Here is a 20335-nt window from a genome sequence, read left to right as displayed (position 1 = left end):
CCTTCCGGGATCAGGTGGTCAGGGTTGGGTGAGGCGGCCCAGGTCGCGGCGCAGGGCGCGTTTTGAGAGTCTGCCATGGGCGATCAGCTTGCCCTCGGCGATCAGGCCCGGGGCGAACATCAGGCCGTGTTCGGCCGCGAGCCGGCGGCCCTCCTCGCTGTGCAGGTCGATTTCCTCGACGGTCAGGGCGAAGTCGGGGGCGAGTCCGGCCAGGACGGACCTGCCGTGGCTGCACGGGCCGCAGTCGGGCTGCGTCAGCAGGGTCAGCGCGATCATTGCCTGGTTCCGTCCTTCAGGTCGGACAGGAGCTTCTGGACGGGGATGAACATGGTGTAGTTGGGGGCGCCGCCGTAGTCGGCGCGCCACCGGATGGTGCCGTCCGGGCCGACCAGGATGAAGCTGTGTCCGTCCCGGCTGGCGCCCATCATGCCGAAGCGGTTCGCGCCGTACTGCCCGGAGACGGCCAGGTCCGGGTCCGAGAGCACGGTCGTGCCCAGGCCCATGTCGGCGGTCTTGCGGGCGATCAGGTTCGCCGGGTCGGTGGTGACCGAGACGACGGCGTCGACCCCTGCCGCTTTGACCTGGGCGGCGTCTTTTTCAAGGCTGCTCAGCTGGTCCCAGCAGGGCTGGCAGGTCAGGCCCTCCTGGAAGTAGAGCAGGACGTTTTTGCCCTGGTAGTCCTTCAGGGACACCTGCTTGCCGGTGGTGTCGGAGAGGGTGAATCCGGGGGCGGCCTGGCCGGGGCCGGGCTGGCCGACATCGTAGGACCTGCCCGCGCCGGGGCCGGTGCCCGCACCGGAGGTTTTCGGTGCGGACGCCGTGGAGAAGATCCCGTACAGGCCGACGAGGACGATCACAACGGCCACCGCGCCGGCCACCCACAGGAGCGTGCGGCGGCGGCGGGCGTTGGGTGCCGGCACCTGCGTCGTTTCCCGGTTTTTGGTTGACGTCATTTCTGGCTGTCCTCTGCTGTCAGGGCGGGGGTGGACGGTGTCTGCGGGGTGCAGCAGTCGGATGGGGTGTCGGTCGCCGGCTCCGGCGGGGCCGGGAGCGTGGGACGGTCAAGATGGCGCCGGGCCTGGCGGAGGATGAACGCCGCGCCCACGATCAGGGCCGCGGCGACGGCCCAGCCGGGGATCCATGCCAGCGCGGCAGTGGTCACCGCGGCGGCGTGCTGCAGGTCCGCGGCGATCTGCACGAGCCAGCCGTCGGAGCCCATGCCGGGGCCCAGCGCGGCCTGGATGTAGGTCAGGACCGCCATGGCCAGGAGCAGGAACGCAGAGGCGGCGGTGCCGAAGGCCATGGTGCGGCGGATGCGCCCGAGCCGGAGCGTGACCTGCCGGCCCTGGAGCCAGGTCCGGGCGCCCCAGTCCTTGCGGTCCCAGACCAGGGACAGGACGGCCAGCGGGGCGACCATGCCGGCAACGTAGGTGAACGCCACCGCCAGGGCCGCGGGGAAGGAGGCCGTCGCTCCGGAGAGGATGGCAACCCCTGCCAGCACCGGGGCGCAGCAGGAGGTCGCCGCACCGGAAAACACGCCCAGTCCGTAGACCGAACCGAAGCCATGGCCGGTCGGGGCCCGTCCGGGCAGCATCGGAAGCCGTGGCTTCCACCCGGCCAGCATCGCGGCCCCGCCGGCCAGCATCGCGGTGGCCGCGAGGGAGAAGACCAGGGTGTGCTGGCCGGAGACCAGGGCCACGAGGGCCGTGGCCCCGAGCCCGATCGGTACGATGACAGTCGCCACGCCCAGGGCGAAAACCAGTGTTGCCGCCAGGACTCCGCTGCGGCGGCGGAGCCCCGTGGCCAGGTAGGCGGGAAGCATCACCGAGACGCAGCACGGGGCTAGCAGGGCGACCAGTCCGCCCAGAAACGCGGCCAGCAGCGTCCCGCCGAACAGCAGCTCTTCCATCAGTTCGCTCCCACCCCGGCCGCAGCTTCCGCGGACACCGATTACTAATCTCCTAAGGAGTTTAGGTTACGGGTGGTGTGTGTGTCCACCGGGTCCGGGAACGGGCGTGCTTCCGGTGCTACCCGGCTGCGGTGTAGCCGGAGATGGTGGCGTCGGGGCAGAGGTTGTGCTGGGCGGCCACGGCGGCAGGACCGCCGAAAACCAGCAGCGGGAGGGCGAGCAGGACGGCGACCGCCACGGATCCCACTGCGGCATGGGCCCGGCCCAGGGGGCTGGGCGGGGGGATGAGTCTGCGCACCCGGGCTGCGGCACCGGCGCCGCCGGCGGCCAGCGCGACGGACGGCACGGCGTGCCCGGCACTGCCGGAAGCGACGGCCAGGAGGGCTCCTGCCACCGTCAGCCGGTCCGTGCGGGACGCGGCGACGTCGTCGGCGCGCAGTTCCACCAGCCGTGCCGTCTCCTCGGCGGCGTCCCGGAACAGGCGCAGGGCCGGGAATGCTGCGGCCAGTGCCCGGGACAGGGAGAGGATGAGGTCGTGGCGCTCGGTCAGGTGGGCGCGTTCATGGGCGAGGACGGCCGCAAGCTGGCCATCATCCAGCGCCCGGAGGGCGGCGGTGGTCACCACGGTGCGGCGGCGGCGCCCGGGCAGGCAGTACACCGCCGATTCCGCGGATTCCAGGATCACAACCCCGCGGTGGTCATCGCGCCGGGCCACCATGTCCAGGACACGCCGGTGCGCTGCCCGGTCCCGTTCCATGCGCAGGGCCGCCGCCCCGAGGCACCAGCCGGTGCGTCCCAGGACGCCCAGGGCGAGCACGGCGCCGGTGGCGCCGGCGGCGGCACCGCCCGGGGAGGCGTACTGTTCCCGCAGGGCCATGACGCAGGCCCGGAGCAGGCCGGCGAGGTCGCTGCTGACCCGGACGGTGGGAACCGTCAGCGCCATCCCGGCCATGGCCACGGAGGCCAGCACGGTCACGGTCAGCGCCTGCCAGAGCGCGATGGCCAGCCGGGGCGCCCGGTCAACCCATGCGGCCCGGCGCAGCAGCGGCGCGGCCAGGGCGGACAGGATCAGCGCGTACCCGAGCAGGATCAGCGCCTCCGTCACTGCTCGGCGCCCCTTTCCCGGTCCCGTGCAGCGCTCAGCAGGCGGTGCAGTTCGTCGGCCTCGTCCGGCTCCATTCCCTCCACGAACCCGACAAGGGCGGCGGTGCGGTCGTCGGTGGAGGCCAACGCCTCCCGGACGAGCCCGGCAACATAGGCCTCCCGGCTCACCGCGGATCCGTAGCGGAAGGCCCGGCCGTCGCGTTCCTTGGTCAGCCAGCCTTTGCGGTGCAGGATTTCGGCCACGGTCTGCACCGTGTTGTACGCCAGGCCGCGCTCCAGCCGCTCCAGCACCTCGCGGACCAGCAGCGGTGTGCCGGCCTGCCACACCTCCGTCATGATCGCGTTCTCCAGATCGCCGAACTTCGGCATGACTCTCCCGCCCTTGGCTGTACAGCTTGTCCATCCAAGGATAGGAGACAACCCCGGACATTGCACCTAATAACCTAAGTAGGTTAGGTTTACTGTCAATACGGGTCTGCGGGCCGGCCCCGGCGAACACACCGCCGCTGCCCGGCCGGGCACCGGAGACAGACCATCGCAGAGGGGCGATCCGAATGGCAGAACCGAAAACCCCGCGCCGGGGAGCAACGCCGGCCGGCGGCTCCACGGCCACACCGGCCGCCGCTGAACCGTTGACCATCAAGCAGCAGCGCGCGGCCAGGATAGCGGAGAAGCTTGCCGAGGCCAGGAGGGTGCATGCCCGGGCCGGGCGCAGGCGGCGCCTCATCATTGTGGGCGCCATAGCAGCGGCGGCCGCGGTGATCATTTCGCTGGTCGTATTCGCCCTCACCAGCGGGGCACCCAAGGGCTCATCCACGGCTTCCATTGAGGGCCTTCAGACCTACTCCGGGCTCACCTCCAACCATGTGAAGGGGTCCGTCAGCTACCCGCAGGCGCCGCCCGTCGGAGGCGATCACTCTGCGGTGCCGCTGAACTGCGCCGTGTACAGCGAACCGGTCCCCAACGAGAATGCCGTGCACTCCCTGGAGCACGGCTCCGTCTGGGTAACCTACGACCCGGCCCGCATTGCCGGCGACCAGCTCGCGTCCCTGCGCAAGGCCATCCCCAAGACCTATGCCATCCTCTCCCCGTACCAGGGGTTGCCGTCCCCGGTAGTTGCTTCCGCCTGGGGTGCACAGGTGCAGATCAACAGTGTCGATGATCCCCGGATCGCAGATTTCATAGCCAAGTACAGGATGGCAAAAACCGCCCCCGAACCCGGCGCCCCCTGCACGGGCGGGATCGACGGCCCCGGCAAGGTCTCCTGACACAGGGCAGGGCGAAAGAACCCATGGCGGTCACCCGCGCCGCCGGGACTCAGTGACGGCAGACAATAAGCGGCAGGAACGCCACACTTGAAATGGGCCACCCCATGGGCCTTCGGCCGCATGCAGTTTCTGCAGCGACAGGATCAAAGGAGAAATCAATCATGGGTTACGGATACGGTGGCATGGAATGGATGTGGCCGTGGATGCTGATCTGGCCGATCCTGGTGATAGTCGGGCTGGCACTTGCGGCCTTCGTGACAATCAGGCTGGCCCGGGGCGGCGGACGGAGCATCGGCGGACAGCCCGATACGTTCGACACCGCGCGTCGAATCCTGAATGAGCGCTACGCGCGCGGAGAAATCGACGACGAGGAGTACCGGAAGCGGCGGGACACCCTGCAGTAACGGATGAACACTTTCCACACCCGGCCACCGAAGGCAGGGATCAAGAAGTGGCCGGCACGCCGCGCAGGCAGCAACCCCGTATCACTGCTGCAACTCCGGAGTGATCGGCTGTTGAAAAAGTAGGTACAGATATCGATGAATACATAATTTTCTGTACCATGAGTCCGTGGGGACCCTTTCAACCACAGCCGTCCTCGCCCGTTTCGGCAAGGCTCTGGCTGATCCGACCAGGTCCTCGATCCTGATGACGCTCAAGGACGGCGGCGCTTTTCCGGCGGACCTCGCCGATTCGATCGGAGTAAGCAGACAGATACTCTCGAACCATCTGGCCTCTCTGCGGGACTGCGGGCTCGTGGTCGCGGAACCCGTCGGGCGGCGGGTCCGCTACGAACTCTCCGATACAAAGCTCGCCCACGCGCTCGAGGATCTGCTTGAGGTGATCCTGACGGTGGAGCCGATCTGCTCGTGCCCGATCGAGGACTGCGCCGTATGAGTGTCCTCACCGTTGACCGGCGCAGGGTGCTGAACCGTCGGATCCGTTGGTTCGTGGCCGCGACGATCAGCTACAACGCTCACGACCTGGCGTATCCGCTTCGACGCCCACCGCTACCAGCGCGGCTCGGGATGCCTCGATATCGCACTGGCCGGTCAGGTCTTCGCGACTCTCGGGATAGCGCTCAACGGAGCGCACATCGCGTCCGTCGACCCCCTTCCGGGCGTGCCCGGGGACAACTCCTCGTATCGTCTCGTGGCCCGTGCGATGTACCGGGAGATACCGACGATCACTTTCCCCGCCAGCCTCATCCAGGACGGCGAGAATGTGCTCACCCTGTCACCGACCCGACCGGCGCAGGCGCCTACCCCCGACAACTGGATGCAGCCGATGGCCGGAATCATGTACGACGCCATCCGCCTCCAGGTCGACGAGGGCTGACGCCAGGCCTTCGCCCCTCATCACTGACGGCGGGCGGATAAAGGCAGTCAGATGTCCCTTCGGTGCCGTGGCGCGCACGTCGCACTGAGTCCGACATTCTTGTCCCGAGTCATGCGGGGCTGGCTGTCACACATTTTTGAAACGATACAAACGTCAATGGTGTGGTTGCTAGGCCACGCGTTATCAAAAGGAAGTGAACGTGATCGCTAAACGGGGAGCATCGCCGCGACGGTGCTACTCAGCGGGCTCTGTGCGGTCTTACCTGTGTCTGTGGCAAACGCAGACCCCGGCAGCTACAAGTTCGACTTTGGCAACGGCCCCGTGGAAGAGGGATGCACGGGCCCGAGCGCCTCCGACGCGTACGACGCGAAAACCAGGTACGGCTTCAACACGCCACAGGGCATGGCCGATGTGGCCGCCTCCGGAGCAGGCGTGGCCGGCGACGCTGTGCGCTTTCTGGAATTCGGCACCAAGAGCGCCAATACCTTCAATGTCGACCTCCCGGTCGGCCTGTACAAGGCGACCGTCACGCTGGGAAACACATCGCGGTCCGGCGTCGCCGCCGAAGGTGTCTACCAAGTCATCAACATGACCGGGAACGCCGCTACGGATTCATTCGAAGTGCCCGTCACGGACGGCCAGCTGAACCTGCTGGTCACAGAGGGCAAGGCAGGTGCGGCGTTCACGCTGAGCGCACTGGAGATCGGAAAGGTCTCCCGCCATGCGGACATGGACCCCACCATCTGGGTTGGCGGCGACTCCACTGTGGCCAACTATTACCCGCTTGATGCCAGTGTCCAAGCCGGCTGGGGACAGCTTCTTCCCAACTACATGGACGCGGACGCCTTCGACGTCCGGAACCTGGCCTCCGGCGGCCAGATCGCACGGGGCTTCCGCAACGACGGCCGGCTCGAAGCGATCCTGAAATACATCAAACCGGGCGACCTCTTCCTCCTCGAGATGGGCATTAACGACCCCGCCGCCAAGAATGCCACCACTGAAGCGGAGTTCAAGGAAATCATCCGTGACACGGTCCGGCAGGTCGCCGCCACGGGGGCAACACCCTGGTTGCCCCCGCGCAGGGTCGGGCAACGGACTTCAATGCCGACGGCGTCCACAGTTCAGTGGACCGGTGGTACCGCCACTCCACAGCTGCACTGGCCCAGGAAGAGAACGTGCCCCTGGTGGACCTCAACGTGCTCAGCTCGGCGTACTTCACGTCCATTGGGCCCGAAGCCACGTTGAGGCTCTACATGCCCGACAAGCTCCACCCCAACCAACCGTGCCGGGGCTTCGGAACTTGCCCGGCTGGTGTCTGAGGATTTGGAACGGCAGGGGCTGCTGTAGCCGTGGGGTCAAAAACAGTGATAAAACGCCACGGTTGTTGGTTGTTGGTTGTTGGTTGCGAGCCGATCCAGTCCAACGTGCGACCTCGATGATTTGCTCCAACTGATCCGGCGTCACGGGCGCTTGCTCGAACGAGCAACCCGAGGGTTGCACGACAAGAGAGCGAATCAAAGGGAGCTGATCCATTTCTCATAGCTTGGCGCAGCCGGTTGCACCACAATCGGTAGGCGCGCTCACCGTTCCGTTTGCTGGCCTCGAAACGACGGTATCCGACTAACTTTTCGCGAGCACCGTGGACCCGTCGGGCCGTAGCTCTCCGGTCGGGGAGACGTGTCGGTACAGGGTATGCCGAGGGATGGCGAGCTCTTTACAGAGGTCGCCGACTTTGGTGTCCTTCTGACCCATGGATGCCATGGCAAGTCGCGTGCGCGGAAGATGTCGCGGTGGGGACCGTCTTAGGGGACTGTATGGCCGGGATGATGCGGAGAAGACTATTCGCCTGATTTAGTGACTGGCCAAGCTGCTCTGGCGCGCGCAGATGAAGGGGACGAGAATGGACTCGTGCTGCCCCTACACTCTGGCGGGGACGGCGACGCGATGAACCCCGCCGCCCGAAAGATTCAGCGTATCTTTCTCACGTTGACGCTGGGGAATACCCTTGCGGCCTCGTTCATCTGGGGGATCAACACCCTCTTCCTGCTGGATGCCGGTCTGAGCAACCTAGAGGCTTTTGCCGCGAACGCCTTTTTCACGGCCGGTATGGTGCTGTTCGAGGTGCCCACCGGGGTGATTGCCGACGGTTGGGGGCGCCGCGTTTCGTTCCTGCTGGGCACGGTGACGTTGGCAGGCTCGACCTACCTCTACTACCTGCTCTGGCAGCTTTCCGCCCCGTTCTGGTCCTGGGCGGTGGTGTCGGTGTTGCTCGGTCTGGGCTTCACCTTCTTCTCGGGTGCGGTCGAGGCCTGGCTCGTCGACGCGTTGCGCTTCTCAGGCTATGAAGGCGGGCTGGAGACGGTGCTCGGCCGGGGACAGATGGTGTCGGGCGTCGCGATGCTCGTCGGCTCGGTGGCCGGCGGTGTGATCGCGCAGGCCACCAACCTCGGCGTGCCGTTTTTGTTGCGGGTGGGCGTGCTGTTGGCCATGTTCGTCGTGGCCTTTTGGCTCATGCGCGATGTCGGTTTCACCCCCGAACGCTCGACCCATCCTCTCCAGGCGACCCGTGCCGTGCTCTCTGCCTCGATTGAGAGCGGTTTGAAGAACCCGCCGGTACGTTACGTGATGCTGGCCGCGCCGTTCAGTGCCGGCGTCGGGATCTATGTGTTCTACGCCCTGCAGCCGTTCCTGCTTGAGCTCTTCGGCGACCCGCGCGCGTATTCCGTGGCGGGTCTGGCGGCGGCAATCGTGGCCGGCGCGCAGGTGCTCGGCGGCTGGATAGCGCCCCGCATCCGGCGCCTCGTTCGCAGACGCACGACGGTGTTGATCCTGAGTAGCATCGTGGGCGCATTGATTCTGGTCGTACTCGGGTTCACCCGGGTGTTCTGGGTGGCCCTGGTGCTGTTGGCGCTCTGGGCATTGGTCGCCTCTGCGGGCACCCCCGTGCGGCAGGCGTACCTGAACGACATGATCGCCTCGAAGCAGCGGGCAACCGTGCTGAGCTTCGACTCACTCATGGGATCAAGCGGTGGCGTTGTGGTGCAGCCGCTGCTCGGTCGGGCAGCCGATGTGTACGGCTACCCTGCCTCGCTGGCGATCGGCGGCGTTATCGAGTTGATCGCGGTGCCGTTCCTGCTGGCGAGTCGTCAGCAACGTCCCCAGGCCGATGAGGCCAACGCCTCGACCGGCACGTCGAACGCGGAATCACCGCCGTCATAGACGTTGTTGTGACCCGGTTGACCTGCTCTATGACCTGGAAACAAACTCGCCGCGAACCTCGATGTAGTCAACGGAATTGCTTGCCCTGTTCGCCTTTGGGGCTCCGGGTGTTATCAAGGGGTGTCCTCGAAGGAGTACGTGTGTGCGCTGTAGGACCGTTTCCAGAGCTTTCGCCCGCTCCAGATCCGTCAACTCACCCCGACCAACCACAACCAAGAGGCCGCTGGTCAACCGGCTCAGCGACGGACGCGGTAGCGGATGTGGGTGGCCTCCGGTGTGTCGATCACCCGGACGATCTCCAACTCGCCGCGCGACGGCAACACCTGCACCAGCACGCATTGGCCACCGGCGGCGGCCTTTGCCTCTCAACCGAGAGGTCGGCTCTGACTCATGCCCACGCCGTCGCCCCCGACCCATTGACGCGACCTCACAACCAAACTATTCTACAACCAAATGGTTGTAGATCAGATGAGTGATGCCGAACTTGACCGCCTGTTCCAGGCGTTCGCCGATGCAACCCGTCGGGACATCGTCGCCCGGGTCACGGCGGGGGAGTATTCGGTGTCCGGCCTCGCTGCGCTCTACGCCATGAGTTTCGCCGCCGTCCAGAAGCACGTGGCGGTGTTGGAACGCGCGTCCCTCGTCACAAAGGAGAAGCGTGGAAGGGAGCAGATCGTGCGGGGCAATCATGAAGGACTGCAGAAAGCCCGGCGGCTGCTCGATGAGTACGAGGTGATCTGGCGGCAGCGCGCCGACCGGATCGCAGACATTCTCGCTGAAGGATAGGAAGGGTTTCATCATGACGGTTATCAGTTTGGTCAAGAATCCCGAGGCCCTGAGCCTCACCCTCGTCGCCGAGTTCGACGCGAGCGTTGAGCGCGTGTGGCAGATCTGGGAGGACCCGCGCCAGCTTGAGCGCTGGTGGGGTCCGCCAACCTGGCCCGCGACCTTCGAGAAGCATGACTTCGTGCCCGGAGGAAAGGCCAACTACTACATGACCGGGCCCGAAGGCGAAAAGGCCCGCGGCTGGTGGCGTTTCACCGATATCAAGGCCCCGCACCAACTGGAGTTCGACGACGGTTTCGCCGACGAGAACGGCAACCCTACCGGTGACTTGGGTACGACCCATGCCACCGTGACGCTCGAGGCCGTCGGCGACCGCACCCGGATGACCATCCTGTCCACCTTCGAAGCCGAAGAGCAGCTTGAGCAGATGCTCGCCATGGGCATGGAAGAGGGCCTGAAGGGGGCTGTTGGGCAGGTCGACGCCATCCTCGCCGAATCCTCAGTCTCCTAACGGCTGCCGGACCAGGCATCAGGCGGTAAGGGCGCAAGGAAGGCGGACGACGGCGGGAGGCCCCCGCCGTCGTCCGCCCGCGTTAGCGACCCCTAGATCCACCAGCGGCGCCGCCGGTAGACTCGCGCCCATGACTCAAGTGGACGATCAGGGGCGCCCCGAGCCTCCCCTCGCAGCTGATGAGACCGAGACACTCCTGGGCTTCCTGGACTACCAGCGAGCCACCCTGGCGTGGAAGTGCTCCGAACTGGACGCGGCCGGCCTTCGGGCAACGGTGGGGGCGTCGTCGATGACCCTGGGCGGCCTGCTCAAGCATCTGGCCTACGTGGAGAGCGACTGGTTCTCCGGGTCTCTGCATGGGCGGGACCGCCAGCCTCCGTGGGACGCCGTGGATTGGAAGGCCGACCCGGACTGGGAGTGGCATTCCGCCGCCGACGATACCCCGGAACGGCTCCGAACCCTCTGGCAGGGCGCCGTTGCCCGTTCCCGGTCGCTCGTCGCGGATGCCCTGGCCGACGGCGGCTTGGACCAGCTCGCCCGGCGCGCCTGGCCTGACGGTACGGCACCGAGCCTGCGGTGGATTCTGTGCCACATGATCGAGGAGTACTCCAGGCACAACGGCCACGCCGACCTCCTCCGTGAATCGGTGGACGGGCAGACCGGAGAATAGCCGCGGGCGGCCGAACGGAGGACGACGGCGGGGGACGGCTGGGGACGACGGCGGTACGCCCCGCCGTCGCCGCCGGTGAGCTCACGGATCCGTTCGATGCCCTCGTCGCCGCGCTCGGCGATCACATCGGCGGCGCCGAACTCGCGTCCGAGGCACCACATGGCACAGGCACGCGAACGGCCAGACCCTGCACGTCACGGAGGGCCGGGGCCTGGTCCAGTCCCGAGGCGGCGAAGTGATCGAAATCCGCCCCGGCGACACCATCTACACGCCCCCGGGCGAACCCGTAAGCTCCTGTAGCTGGTGACGAGGGTGGCGTGGTGGTATCCCCGACCCCCGGCCTATTGTCAATCTGTCCTACCTATTTGGGCGGGGGACAGGTTCTTGACGGTCGTCGGCTGCTGCGACGATTTCGCGTCGGAAAACACGTGGCATAAAGCGGATCGCTAGCCTAACGGCGTCGGCGGGCCAGCCAGACGACGAGCGCCAGTACAGCGACGACACCGAGCGCGACAGGACCAAAATGGCGCACCAGTATCGGCCACATGGTTGAGCCAAGGTCCAATTCGGCCGCCGGCGCGGACTGGGGTTTGAACGGAGACTCTCCCGCCGCAGGCCGAGATACCGCTGACGCGGCTGCGGCCCGCTGGCCCGCGGAGGCGGGCCCGGCCGGTGCCACGGTGTCCTGTGCTGTCGCCAGAGGTTCCGTGGTCCCAGGTTCCGTGGTCGTCCCGGCTGCCGGTTCCGCGGTCTGCCCGGCCTCCCCGCCGCCCGCTTTCCCGACCACGCACTGGACAAATTGGGCCAGCAATTTGTCCGAGATGTCCTGGATGATACCCCGGCCGAATTGGGCCGGTTTGCCGGTGACGTTCATGTCGGTGGTCACGTCCACGGCAGTACCGTCGCCGTCCCGCGTCAGCACCGCTGTCACCGTGGCCCCTGCCGTGCCATTGCCGCGCTTGTCCTTCCCGGTCGCGGCAATGACCACGGTGTGCGAATCCTCGTCGCGTTCAAGGAATTCACCGGTGCCCGCATACATCATGGCGATTGGCCCGAGCTTGACCTTGACCGTTCCGGTGAACTGGTCGCCGCTCACAGAGGTGAGAACCGCTCCCGGGAAACAGGGCGCGATATCTTCCAATTGGTTGAAGGCATGCCACGTGTGCTCCAGCGGACCCGGAACCACGAAGTGATGTTTGAGTTCCACGTCTTCCTCTCGCCGTGTTCCGCTACAGCCCCGCGGCCGTGGCGACCGCCCGCCTGGTCAGAACCTCCGCCAGATGGCGCCGGTAGGCTGCGTCGCCATTGAGATCGCTGGCCGGATCGGTACCCTCGGCGGCGTGCGAGCTGGCGGCAGCGATCGCGTCCCGGGTCAGCGGAACCCCCGCCAGCGCCCGCTCGACCGCCGTGGCCCGCACAGGTGTGCTGGCCATATTGGTCAACCCGATCCGGGCCTCGGCGATGGTGCCGCCCTCCACCCGGACCATCGCGGCGACCGCGACGATGGACCACTGCTGGGCCACTCTGGTGAACTTCTCGTAGTGCGCGCCCCAGCCGGTGTACTTCGGCACCCGCACATGGGTCAGAATCTCGTCCTCGGCGATTGCGGTGGTGAAGTAGCCCTGGAAGAAGTCCGCGGCGGCCACCCGGCGTTCCCCGCCCGGGCCGGCCAGGATGAACGTCGCCTCTGCGGCCAGCACCGGCGCGGGCAAGTCGCCCGCCGGGTCGGCATGCACCAGGGCGCCGCCGAACGTGCCGCGGTGGCGGACCTGCGGATCCGCCACCGTTGCCGCGGCCTTTGCCAGCAAAGGCACATAGGCGGCCACCAGCGGGTCGGTGGCCACCTGGTGGTGAGGCGTCATGGCGCCGATCAGCAGAGCATCCCCGTCCTCTCGCACCCCGGCCAGCCCTTCAATCCGGCCCAGATCGATCACCATCTGCGGGTCGGCCAGACGCAGCTTCATCACCGGGATCAGGCTTTGCCCGCCGGCCAGCAGCTTCCCCGCATCGCCGGCCAAGGCCAGCAGGCTCAACGCCTCCGCCACGGTATTGGGCGCGGCGTAGTCGAATGCGCTCGGAATCATCGGACACCTCCGGTCATCTTGGCTTCTTCAAGTGCGGCCCACACACGGGACGGCGAACAGGGCATCCTGATGTCCTTCACGCCCAGATGCCGCACCGCGTCCAGCACGCCGTTGACGATGGCGGGCGTCGAGGCGATGGTACCCGCCTCCCCGACCCCCTTGGCCCCAAGCTGGTTGGTGGTCGAGGGCGTCTCGGTGCGTGCCGTGGTGTAGTGCGGCAGGTCGGGTGCGCCGGGAACCAGGTAGTCCACAAACGAGCCCGTGACCAGGGTGCCGGCGTCGTCGTAGACGGCCTCTTCATAGAGTGCCTGCGCGATTCCCTGTGCCAGACCGCCGTGCACCTGGCCCTCCACAATCAGCGGATTGACCACAACCCCGACGTCGTCCACGCAGACGTACTTGCGGATCGAGACCCGTCCGGTCTCGGTGTCCACCTCGATGGCCGCCAGATGGGTGCCGTGCGGGAAGGAGAAATTCTGCGGGTCGAAGGTCGCGTCGGAATCCAGGTTTGGCTCAAACCCGTCCGGCAGGTTGTGTGCCGAAAAAGTCGCCAGCGCGATTTCGCCCAGCGCCGTCGACTGATCGGTGCCTTTTACGCTGAACTTACCGTCGGCGAACTCGATGTCGTCTTCGCTGGCCTCCATGAGGTGAGCGGCCACGACCTTGGCCTTCTCGATCACCTTGTCCGCCGCGGCGAGCACAGCCATGCCGCCGACTGTCAGCGACCTGGATCCGTAAGTATCCAGTCCCCGTTGGGAGATCTGCGTGTCGCCGTGCAGCACTTCGACGTTCTCGAACGGCACGCCGAGCTTGTCCGCCACGAGCTGGCTCCACGCGGTTTCGTGGCCCTGGCCGTGGGAGGAGGACCCGGTGACCACCTCGATGTTGCCGGTGGGGAGCACGCGCACCTGGGCGTGCTCCCAGCCGCCGGCGGCGTAATTGAGCGCACCGAGCACCCGGGACGGCGCCAGTCCGCACATTTCGGTGAAGGTGGAGATGCCGATGCCAAGCTGGACTGGGTCGTTCGTTTCGCGGCGCCGGACCTGCTCAGCCCGGAGCGCATCGTAGCCGAAGAGCTCCAGCGCCTTCGCAGTGGCCGCCTCGTAGTTGCCGCTGTCGTATTCGAGCCCGGCAACGGTGGTGAACGGGAATTCCTCGTGCTTGATCCAGTTCCTTTCCCGGACCTGAAGCGGGTCCAGACCCAGTTCGGCGGCGAGTTCGTCCATCATCCGCTCGATCGCAAAGGTGGCTTCCGGACGTCCGGCACCGCGATATGCGTCGGTCCACGCCTTGTTGGTGAACAGATTCGTGCATTCGAACCGGTAGGCCGGGAACTTGTAGATCGAGTTGTACATGAAGGCGCCCAGGATCGGGATACCGGAGGCGACCAGGCCCAGATAGGCTCCCATGTCCGCCAGCAGGTTAACGTCCAGTCCCGTGACGATCCCCTCCTTGGTGGCCGAGAGCTTCAGCCGCTGTACCTGGGCCCGGCCGTGGTGGGCCGCCATCAGGGATTCGCTGCGGGTCTCGGTGTATTTGCACGGCCTGCCGGTGTGCCGGGCCGCCAGTACGGTAATGGCCTCTTCGGGGGTCACCTGCAATTTTCCGCCGAAGCCGCCGCCGACGTCGGGGGCGATCACGCGCACCTTGCTTTCCGGGATGGCCAGGGTCAGCGCCAGCATCAATCGCAGAATGTGCGGTATCTGGGTGGCGGACCACACAGTGATCTGCTCACCGGTGGGGTCCACTACGGTCGAGCGGGGCTCCATGAAGGACGGGATGAGCCGCTGCTGGTAGAACGTGCGCTCAATGAGGACCTCAGCGCCCTCCAGTGCCTCACGGATCGGTTTGCCGGTGCCGGCGTCGCCCGAGTCAAAGACCCAGGTGGCCGATTTGTTGGTGCCCAGGCCCGGGTGGGCCAGCACCTGGTCCTTCGCCGCTTCCTCCAGATCCAGGACGACGGGCAGCTCTTCGTAGTTGACGTCGACCAGCTCGACGGCGTCGCGTGCGGCGGCGGCGCTGCGGGCGATGATGCAGGCAACCACCTCGCCGGCGAAAGCAACCTCATCCACGGCGATCGCCGGGTGCGCGGGGGCCTTTTGCTCGGGAGTGATCGGCCAGGCGTTGGGCAGGCTGCCCTGCTCGGCGGCCACGTCGGCTCCGGTGAGCACCGCAACGACGCCGGGGGAGGACTTCGCGGCGGCGACGTCGACCGAGGTGATCTTCGCGTGGGCGAACGGACTGCGCACCATCGCCAGATGCAGCATGCCGGGCAGCGTGATGTTGTCGGTATACCTGGAGCGCCCGGTGATCAGATGGGCATCCTCCTTGCGGAGGCGGGCTCTGCCGACTTCTGCGGTGGTCATGCCACACCTGCCGTTTCGGTTTCGTCGCTGTCCGAGGACACGGTGCCCTCCGCGACGGCCTGGACCGCGGCAACAATGTTCTGGTACCCCGTGCAACGGCACAGGTTCCCCTCCAGGCCGTCCCGGATTTCCTGTTCGGACGGGTGAGGGTTTTCGTCCAGCAGGGACGCCGATTGCATGATCATGCCGGGCGTGCAGAAGCCGCATTGCAGCGCGTGGCATTCGTGGAAGGCCCGCTGCATTGGGGCGAGTTTCCCGTCCCGGGCCAAGCCTTCGATGGTGGTGACCCGGTGGCCATCGGCCTGGACCGCGAACATGGTGCAGGACTTCACGCTGACGCCGTCCAGATGGACGGTGCAGGCGCCGCAGTTGGTGGTGTCGCAGCCAATCAATGTGCCGGTCTTGCCTAGCCGCTCGCGCAGGTACTGAACCAGCAGCAGCCTTGGCTCGACGTCGTCGGTATAGCTCACATTGTCGACTTCGATGGTGATCATTGTGGAACTCGCCATTGAGATCTCCTCTCGCTGGGCGGACGAGCACGGCTGCCCGGCTGCCAGTCTTGATGTGTCACACGTTACATCAAGCCGAAGGCTTGCGGGTTAGGGATTCCCAAGTTCGTACCCTGCGTCCTCATGGTCGGCGTCGGCCATGGGCTCGTGGTGGATCCGCGCGTCCATGCTGCTCAATCGTCCACCTTCCCCGCCCCAGTGCAGCGCAATGATTTCGGCGGCGATCGAGACGGCCGTCTCCTCCGGCGTCCGGGACCCCAGGTCCAGACCGATGGGGCTGGAAAGTTTGGACAATTCGGCCTCGGTCAGACCTGCCTCGCGCAGCCGCTCCAGCCGGTCGTGGTGGGTGCGCCGGGACCCCATCGCCCCCACATAGGCCACGTTGTGGCGCAGCGCCACCTCGAGCAGCGGCACGTCGAATTTCGGATCATGGGTGAGCACGCAGATCACCGTGCGGTCATCGACCTGGCCGGCGCCGATCTGCGCCTGCAGGTAGCGGTGCGGCCATTCCACCACCACCTCGTCCGCCTGAGGGAAACGCGCAGCCGTTGTGAATACCGGACGCGCGTCGCAGACCGTGACCCGGTAGCCCAGAAAGCTCCCCTGTTTGGCGACGGCGGCAGCAAAGTCGATCGCGCCGAACACGAGCATCCGCGGCTGCGGGGCGAAACTGACCGCGAACACGCGCATCCCCTCGCCTCGCCGCTGGCCGTCCGGCCCGTAGGTAAGGGTGGAGTTGCGGCCGGCGGCCAGCAGGCCCTGCACGTCGTCGCAGACCGCGTGGTCGGCGCGGTCGCTGCCCAGGGAGCCGCTGAATCCGTCCGGGCGGACCACCAGGTGGCGGCCGACCCAGGCCGGATCCGGGTGTTCGATCACGGTGACCATGGCCACCGGCCGGCCGGCGCCGACGTCGTCGGCCACCTGCGGCAACTGCGGGAAGGTCTCGGTCGAGACCGGTTCGACGAAGACGTCCAGGATCCCGCCGCAGGTCAGTCCGACCTCGAAAGCATCGTCGTCGCTGATGCCGTACCGCTGCAGCACCGGCCGACCGTCGTGGGCGACTTCGGTGGCCAATTCGTAGAGCGCACCTTCGACACAGCCGCCGGATACTGACCCGACCGCGCGGCCGTCGGCGTCGACCATCATTGCTGCCCCCGCCGGCCGCGGCGCGGACCGGAAGGTGCGCACCACCGTCCCCAGTCCCACGGTATGGCCGGCCCGTATCGCGGCAACCAGATCATCCAAGACCTCACGCATTGGCAAGCACGTCCAACAGGTCCTCGAAACTTTGCATTGAGTGCCCTCCTATAAAGAAGTCAACGTGCGGCAGTACCGCCGTAATTCCCCGCTGTATGGGCTCGTATCCAACTTTGCCCCGATGCGGGTTGGACCACACAATGCGCCGCGCCAAGTGATGCAGCCGCTCGGTCTGGCGTCCCAGTAGGGCGGGGTCACCCCGCTCCCAACCGTCGCTGGCAATGACGACGACGGCGCCGCGCGCCACCACACGCTGGCCCCAGCGGTCGTTGAAGGCCCGCAGCACTTCCCCCAGCCGGGTTCCGCCCGACCAGTCGGGTACGGCGCGGCCCGCGAGGGCAAGGGCTTTTTCGGTGTCCGGCACCCGCAGGGCGCCGGTCACCCGGGTCAGCCGCGTGCCCAGGGTGAAGACCTCCACCCGATGCGGGGCGGCCTCGACTACTCGGTGGGCGAGGCGCAGCAGGCTGTCCGCATAGGGTGCCATCGAGCCCGAAACATCGATCAGCCAGACAACCCGGCGTGGTTTGCGCGGCGCCCGGGCGCGGCGCAGCGGACCCGGTTCCCCGCCGCGGCGCAGCTGGTCGCGCAGGGTCCGCACCCGATCGACGTCGCCGTGCCGGTCCCGGCGTTTGCGCCGGGTCTGCCGGGTCGGCAACCGCACCGGGAGCTCCTCGAACATCCGGTGCAGCAGCGCCCGCTCGGCGTCATCCAGCGTCGCCACGTCCCGGTGCCTCAGCCGCTCCCGGCGGCTGGCGAGCGCCCTCAGCTGGTTCCGCCCGTCCTCCCGGCCGCCGTCGTCGTCCAAAGAGGCCGCACTGACGGACGTTGCAGACGGCGAGACGCGGGTGGCGGAGGAATGCTCCACCGAAAACCAGGCCTCAAAGGTCCGCTGATAGGTCGGCAAGTCATCGGGCGACGCGCACAGAGTTGCCCGGCCGGCCCAGAAAACGCTGGCGCGGCGGTCCAGGGCGAGCCTGCCCACGGCATCGACGAAGTTGCGCGCTCGGTCCGCGGTCACCATCACCCCGGCCGAGCGCACCGCAGCGGCAAATGCCAGGAGGATCTCCTCGGCGCCGTGCTCCACGGCGGCCATCGGTCAGCCGAGCATCCGGGCCAGGGCTGCCGAGACCCGCTGGGTGTCTTCGCGGTACTTGCAAAGCGCGCCGATGCTCGCCGCGGCCGAGGCCAGGTCCAGCTCGGCCCGGCCGAGCTGCTGAAGAGCGCGGGCCCAGTCCAGAGTTTCGGCCACGCCGGGAGGCTTGAGGACGTCGTCGGAAGCCCGGATCTGCTGGACCACGCGCACCACCTGTTCGGCCAGCAGCGGGGGGACTTCCGGCAGCCGCGTGCGCACGATCTCCACCTCGCGGGCCAGCCCAGGGTGGTCAATCCAGTGGTAGAGGCATCGCCGTTTGAGTGCATCGTGGACGTCCCGGGTCCGGTTGGAGGTGAGCACGACAATCGGCGCGGTGTCTGCCTTGACCGTGCCGAACTCGGGGATGGAGACCTGGTAGGTGGAGAGCACTTCCAAGAGGAAAGCCTCGAACTCGTCGTCGGCACGGTCGATTTCGTCGATCAGCAGCACGGCAGGGCTCTGCTGCAGCGCCTTCAGGATCGGCCGCGCAAGCAGGAATCGCTTGTCGTAGAGCGAGTGCTCCAGCTCGGCCACGCTCAACCCCGCGCCACCGCCGGCCTCCACGCTGCGCAGATGCAGAATTTGAGCGGTGAAGTCCCAGTCGTACAGGGCCTGCGTGGCATCGATTCCCTCGTAGCACTGCAGCCGGATCAGTGGCAGCCCAAAGGCCTGCGCGAGGGCCTCGGCCAGGGAGGTCTTGCCGGTACCGGGTTCCCCCTCCAGCAGCAGCGGGCGTTCCATGCCAAGGGCGAGATAGCAGATCGTGGCCAGGCCTTCATCGGCGAGGTAGCCGGTGGAGGCCAGCATTTCGGCCAGTGCTGCGGCGGAGCTGATAGACGTCTGCGTCATTGCACCAGCATAGGGCCACTGATCGACGGGGTCCGTGGATTCGAGGCCAGTCGCCAGAGGGGAAACACATCATGCAGCTGCCGCGTTGACACGCAGACGAGTCCGATCACGACGAAGTTCATCACGGCGGCAACTATATCGTCTGCAATGCTCGACAGATGCCGGCAATTACTAGTCCGCTACCAAGTCCAACCTCGATTTCGCATGGTGAGAAGCGAAGGTGTGCTGCGCCAGCGTGGTGAGGGCGGTGACGCGATCGGGTTCCGAGACGGCGGAGAGAAGAATGACCCTGAATTAGTGCTGTTTGGGGTGCGGGATTCGGCGGTGCCGGTGGTGTGCAACGTCGTGGCCCGCCGCTTCCGGGTTGCCGTACCGGTGCTGGCCCGGCCGCTGCGGACGCAGCGAGTCCCGCTGCAGTTGCTGTGATTTTCCTGCTCAAGGCTGCCGTGCGTTTCTGCCTTTCGAGAGGCCGATCAGAACCAGGTGGGCGTGCGCGGCACGTAGGGCTCTTCGAGCGATTGAATTCCTCGTCGGTGAGCTGGACCTCGAGCGCGGCCACGGCGTCGGTGAGGTGGTGGGGTTTGGTTGCGCCTACGATCGGGGCGCTAACGACGGGTTTTTTGAGTACCCATGCCATCGCGACCTGGGCCATCGAAACTCCCCGCGCTGCAGCAATCCGCTGCACAGCGTCGACGATCGCTTTGTCGCTGTCGAGCCAGAGGGGGCGGCCGAAGCTGTCGACGCCGGAATCCTGACCCGAACGGGCCGTGCCCTGCTCACCCACGGGCGCGTGACTTTGCCGCCGCCAAGGGGGCTCCACGGGATGCTCCCGACGCCCTGGCTGGCGAGGAGGCCGAACATCTCGAATTCTTCCTCACGCTGGATCAGGCTGTACCGGTCCTGCATCGAGATGAACTTCGTCCATCCGCTCAGCTCGGCGGCGTGCTGCATCTTGGAGAACCGCCGGGCCCACATCGATGAGGCACCGAGGTAGCGGACCTTGCCGGCCTTGACGATTTCGTGCAGGGCTTCCATCGTCTCTTCCGCCGGCGTCTGGGGGTCGAAGCGGTGGATCTGCAACAGATCGATGTGTTCGGTGCCGAGGCGGCGCAGGGACGCGTCGGCCCGTTCGAGTACCGCTTTGCGGGAGAGGCCGGAGCCGCCGGGGCCGCCGTGCATGGGCCAGAACAGTTTCGTGGCCGGAACGATGTCCTCACGGCTGCTGTACTTGCCGGTCAGCACCCTGAGGCGGATGATCTACGCATATCCGACGTTCCACCGCGCTATTGAAGACGCATTGGACCGTCTTGAGTGAATCAGGCAGGGTGTACCA

The 20335-nt window shown here is 66.8% G+C and carries 22 protein-coding genes and 4 pseudogenes; 10 read left to right on the top strand and 16 right to left on the bottom strand.

The window, feature by feature from the left end:
- Positions 1–18: 18 nt before the first annotated feature.
- The 5 genes from V3C33_16330 to V3C33_16310 form a co-directional block, all read right to left on the bottom strand.
- Positions 19–276 carry a hypothetical protein gene (locus V3C33_16330; GenBank protein XAS67014.1) on the bottom strand — a complete coding sequence of 86 codons (258 nt, stop codon included), beginning with the start codon at positions 274–276 and terminating at the stop codon, positions 19–21.
- A complete protein-coding gene (locus V3C33_16325; protein ID XAS67013.1) occupies positions 273–953 on the bottom strand; it encodes a peroxiredoxin family protein in 681 nt (226 codons plus the stop codon). The genes V3C33_16330 and V3C33_16325 overlap by 4 nt, the downstream gene beginning before the upstream one ends.
- Positions 950–1909, bottom strand: a complete 960-nt coding sequence (locus tag V3C33_16320; protein XAS67012.1) for a cytochrome c biogenesis protein CcdA — start codon at positions 1907–1909, stop codon at positions 950–952. Before V3C33_16320 ends, V3C33_16325 begins: the two co-directional genes overlap by 4 nt.
- A 118-nt stretch (positions 1910–2027) precedes the next feature.
- Entirely contained in the window at positions 2028–3014 is a 987-nt protein-coding gene (locus V3C33_16315) for a M56 family metallopeptidase (GenBank protein XAS67011.1), read from the bottom strand.
- Positions 3011–3382, bottom strand: coding sequence for a BlaI/MecI/CopY family transcriptional regulator (locus tag V3C33_16310; protein XAS67010.1), 372 nt, complete (start codon positions 3380–3382; stop codon positions 3011–3013). The genes V3C33_16315 and V3C33_16310 overlap by 4 nt, the downstream gene beginning before the upstream one ends.
- Before the next feature lie 185 nt (positions 3383–3567).
- Here V3C33_16310 and V3C33_16305 point away from each other — a divergent pair, with 185 nt between their 5' ends.
- The 5 genes and pseudogenes from V3C33_16305 (at position 3568) to V3C33_16285 (ending at position 6864) form a co-directional block, all read left to right on the top strand.
- The gene (locus V3C33_16305; protein XAS67009.1) at positions 3568–4281 is read left to right on the top strand and encodes a DUF3105 domain-containing protein; all 714 of its coding nucleotides are present in this window, start codon (positions 3568–3570) and stop codon (positions 4279–4281) included.
- 161 nt (positions 4282–4442) lie between these two features.
- On the top strand, positions 4443–4685 hold the full coding sequence (locus V3C33_16300; GenBank protein ID XAS67008.1) for an SHOCT domain-containing protein: 243 nt from the start codon (positions 4443–4445) through the stop codon (positions 4683–4685).
- A gap of 166 nt (positions 4686–4851) precedes the next feature.
- The gene (locus V3C33_16295) at positions 4852–5178 is read left to right on the top strand and encodes a metalloregulator ArsR/SmtB family transcription factor (GenBank protein XAS67007.1); all 327 of its coding nucleotides are present in this window, start codon (positions 4852–4854) and stop codon (positions 5176–5178) included.
- Positions 5179–5262: 84 nt separating this feature from the next.
- Positions 5263–5619: pseudogene (locus V3C33_16290) on the top strand (polysaccharide lyase family protein).
- Between the two features lie 270 nt (positions 5620–5889).
- On the top strand, positions 5890–6864 hold the full coding sequence (locus tag V3C33_16285) for an SGNH/GDSL hydrolase family protein (protein XAS67006.1): 975 nt from the start codon (positions 5890–5892) through the stop codon (positions 6862–6864).
- A 375-nt stretch (positions 6865–7239) separates the two neighbouring features.
- Here the strand turns inward: V3C33_16285 and V3C33_16280 are convergent.
- Positions 7240–7395: pseudogene (locus V3C33_16280) on the bottom strand (recombinase family protein).
- A 168-nt stretch (positions 7396–7563) separates the two neighbouring features.
- Here V3C33_16280 and V3C33_16275 point away from each other — a divergent pair.
- The 4 genes from V3C33_16275 (at position 7564) to V3C33_16260 (ending at position 10805) form a co-directional block, all read left to right on the top strand.
- Positions 7564–8838, top strand: coding sequence for an MFS transporter (locus tag V3C33_16275; GenBank protein XAS67005.1), 1275 nt, complete (start codon positions 7564–7566; stop codon positions 8836–8838).
- A gap of 453 nt (positions 8839–9291) precedes the next feature.
- Positions 9292–9624, top strand: a complete 333-nt coding sequence (locus tag V3C33_16270; GenBank protein ID XAS67004.1) for a metalloregulator ArsR/SmtB family transcription factor — start codon at positions 9292–9294, stop codon at positions 9622–9624.
- Between the two features lie 13 nt (positions 9625–9637).
- A complete protein-coding gene (locus tag V3C33_16265; protein XAS67003.1) occupies positions 9638–10135 on the top strand; it encodes an SRPBCC domain-containing protein in 498 nt (165 codons plus the stop codon).
- A 130-nt stretch (positions 10136–10265) separates the two neighbouring features.
- A complete protein-coding gene (locus tag V3C33_16260) occupies positions 10266–10805 on the top strand; it encodes a DinB family protein (GenBank protein ID XAS67002.1) in 540 nt (179 codons plus the stop codon).
- A gap of 62 nt (positions 10806–10867) precedes the next feature.
- On the opposite strand, the pseudogene V3C33_16255 reads toward V3C33_16260, so the two are convergent.
- Positions 10868–10957, bottom strand: a pseudogene (locus V3C33_16255) (alcohol dehydrogenase).
- Between the two features lie 14 nt (positions 10958–10971).
- Here V3C33_16255 and V3C33_16250 point away from each other — a divergent pair.
- Positions 10972–11112, top strand: a pseudogene (locus V3C33_16250) (cupin domain-containing protein).
- A 144-nt stretch (positions 11113–11256) separates the two neighbouring features.
- Here the strand turns inward: V3C33_16250 and V3C33_16245 are convergent.
- From V3C33_16245 to V3C33_16205, 9 genes are all read right to left on the bottom strand, one after another.
- A complete protein-coding gene (locus tag V3C33_16245) occupies positions 11257–12012 on the bottom strand; it encodes an SRPBCC family protein (GenBank protein XAS67001.1) in 756 nt (251 codons plus the stop codon).
- A gap of 22 nt (positions 12013–12034) precedes the next feature.
- A complete protein-coding gene (locus tag V3C33_16240) occupies positions 12035–12889 on the bottom strand; it encodes a xanthine dehydrogenase family protein subunit M (GenBank protein ID XAS67000.1) in 855 nt (284 codons plus the stop codon).
- Positions 12886–15255, bottom strand: a complete 2370-nt coding sequence (locus V3C33_16235) for a xanthine dehydrogenase family protein molybdopterin-binding subunit (protein ID XAS66999.1) — start codon at positions 15253–15255, stop codon at positions 12886–12888. The genes V3C33_16240 and V3C33_16235 overlap by 4 nt, the downstream gene beginning before the upstream one ends.
- Positions 15252–15764 (bottom strand): (2Fe-2S)-binding protein, encoded by a 513-nt coding sequence (locus V3C33_16230; GenBank protein XAS66998.1) that lies wholly within the window; start codon positions 15762–15764, stop codon positions 15252–15254. Before V3C33_16230 ends, V3C33_16235 begins: the two co-directional genes overlap by 4 nt.
- 90 nt (positions 15765–15854) lie before the next feature.
- A complete protein-coding gene (locus V3C33_16225) occupies positions 15855–17021 on the bottom strand; it encodes an XdhC family protein (protein ID XAS66997.1) in 1167 nt (388 codons plus the stop codon).
- On the bottom strand, positions 17014–18114 hold the full coding sequence (locus tag V3C33_16220) for a VWA domain-containing protein (GenBank protein XAS66996.1): 1101 nt from the start codon (positions 18112–18114) through the stop codon (positions 17014–17016). The genes V3C33_16225 and V3C33_16220 overlap by 8 nt, the downstream gene beginning before the upstream one ends.
- Positions 18115–18117: 3 nt before the next feature.
- Positions 18118–19002 (bottom strand): MoxR family ATPase, encoded by an 885-nt coding sequence (locus V3C33_16215; GenBank protein ID XAS66995.1) that lies wholly within the window; start codon positions 19000–19002, stop codon positions 18118–18120.
- A gap of 133 nt (positions 19003–19135) precedes the next feature.
- Positions 19136–19687: an aldo/keto reductase gene (locus tag V3C33_16210; protein ID XAS66994.1), complete on the bottom strand. Its 552-nt coding sequence runs from the start codon at positions 19685–19687 to the stop codon at positions 19136–19138.
- Complete coding sequence (locus V3C33_16205; GenBank protein ID XAS66993.1) at positions 19594–20244, bottom strand: aldo/keto reductase; 651 nt, start codon at positions 20242–20244, stop codon at positions 19594–19596. The genes V3C33_16210 and V3C33_16205 overlap by 94 nt, the downstream gene beginning before the upstream one ends.
- Between the last annotated feature and the right edge of the window lie 91 nt (positions 20245–20335).

The sequence above is a fragment of the Micrococcaceae bacterium Sec5.7 genome (assembly GCA_039636785.1).
Taxonomy (GTDB): domain Bacteria; phylum Actinomycetota; class Actinomycetes; order Actinomycetales; family Micrococcaceae; genus Arthrobacter.
This window is presented reverse-complemented; position numbering and strand designations above follow the sequence as displayed.

What these genes read in the sequence shown, in the direction of transcription:
- V3C33_16305 (XAS67009.1), top strand. Translation starts at nt 3,568, where the DNA reads ATGGCAGAACCGAAAACCCCGCGCCGGGGAGCAACGCCGGCCGGCGGC.
- V3C33_16230 (XAS66998.1), bottom strand. Translation starts at nt 15,764, where the DNA reads ATGGCGAGTTCCACAATGATCACCATCGAAGTCGACAATGTGAGCTAT.
- V3C33_16325 (XAS67013.1), bottom strand. Translation starts at nt 953, where the DNA reads ATGACGTCAACCAAAAACCGGGAAACGACGCAGGTGCCGGCACCCAAC.
- V3C33_16320 (XAS67012.1), bottom strand. Translation starts at nt 1,909, where the DNA reads ATGGAAGAGCTGCTGTTCGGCGGGACGCTGCTGGCCGCGTTTCTGGGC.
- V3C33_16275 (XAS67005.1), top strand. Translation starts at nt 7,564, where the DNA reads ATGAACCCCGCCGCCCGAAAGATTCAGCGTATCTTTCTCACGTTGACG.
- V3C33_16240 (XAS67000.1), bottom strand. Translation starts at nt 12,889, where the DNA reads ATGATTCCGAGCGCATTCGACTACGCCGCGCCCAATACCGTGGCGGAG.
- V3C33_16265 (XAS67003.1), top strand. Translation starts at nt 9,638, where the DNA reads ATGACGGTTATCAGTTTGGTCAAGAATCCCGAGGCCCTGAGCCTCACC.
- V3C33_16215 (XAS66995.1), bottom strand. Translation starts at nt 19,002, where the DNA reads ATGACGCAGACGTCTATCAGCTCCGCCGCAGCACTGGCCGAAATGCTG.
- V3C33_16270 (XAS67004.1), top strand. Translation starts at nt 9,292, where the DNA reads ATGGTTGTAGATCAGATGAGTGATGCCGAACTTGACCGCCTGTTCCAG.
- V3C33_16330 (XAS67014.1), bottom strand. Translation starts at nt 276, where the DNA reads ATGATCGCGCTGACCCTGCTGACGCAGCCCGACTGCGGCCCGTGCAGC.
- V3C33_16235 (XAS66999.1), bottom strand. Translation starts at nt 15,255, where the DNA reads ATGACCACCGCAGAAGTCGGCAGAGCCCGCCTCCGCAAGGAGGATGCC.
- V3C33_16300 (XAS67008.1), top strand. Translation starts at nt 4,443, where the DNA reads ATGGGTTACGGATACGGTGGCATGGAATGGATGTGGCCGTGGATGCTG.
- V3C33_16260 (XAS67002.1), top strand. Translation starts at nt 10,266, where the DNA reads ATGACTCAAGTGGACGATCAGGGGCGCCCCGAGCCTCCCCTCGCAGCT.
- V3C33_16310 (XAS67010.1), bottom strand. Translation starts at nt 3,382, where the DNA reads ATGCCGAAGTTCGGCGATCTGGAGAACGCGATCATGACGGAGGTGTGG.
- V3C33_16225 (XAS66997.1), bottom strand. Translation starts at nt 17,021, where the DNA reads ATGCGTGAGGTCTTGGATGATCTGGTTGCCGCGATACGGGCCGGCCAT.
- V3C33_16220 (XAS66996.1), bottom strand. Translation starts at nt 18,114, where the DNA reads ATGGCCGCCGTGGAGCACGGCGCCGAGGAGATCCTCCTGGCATTTGCC.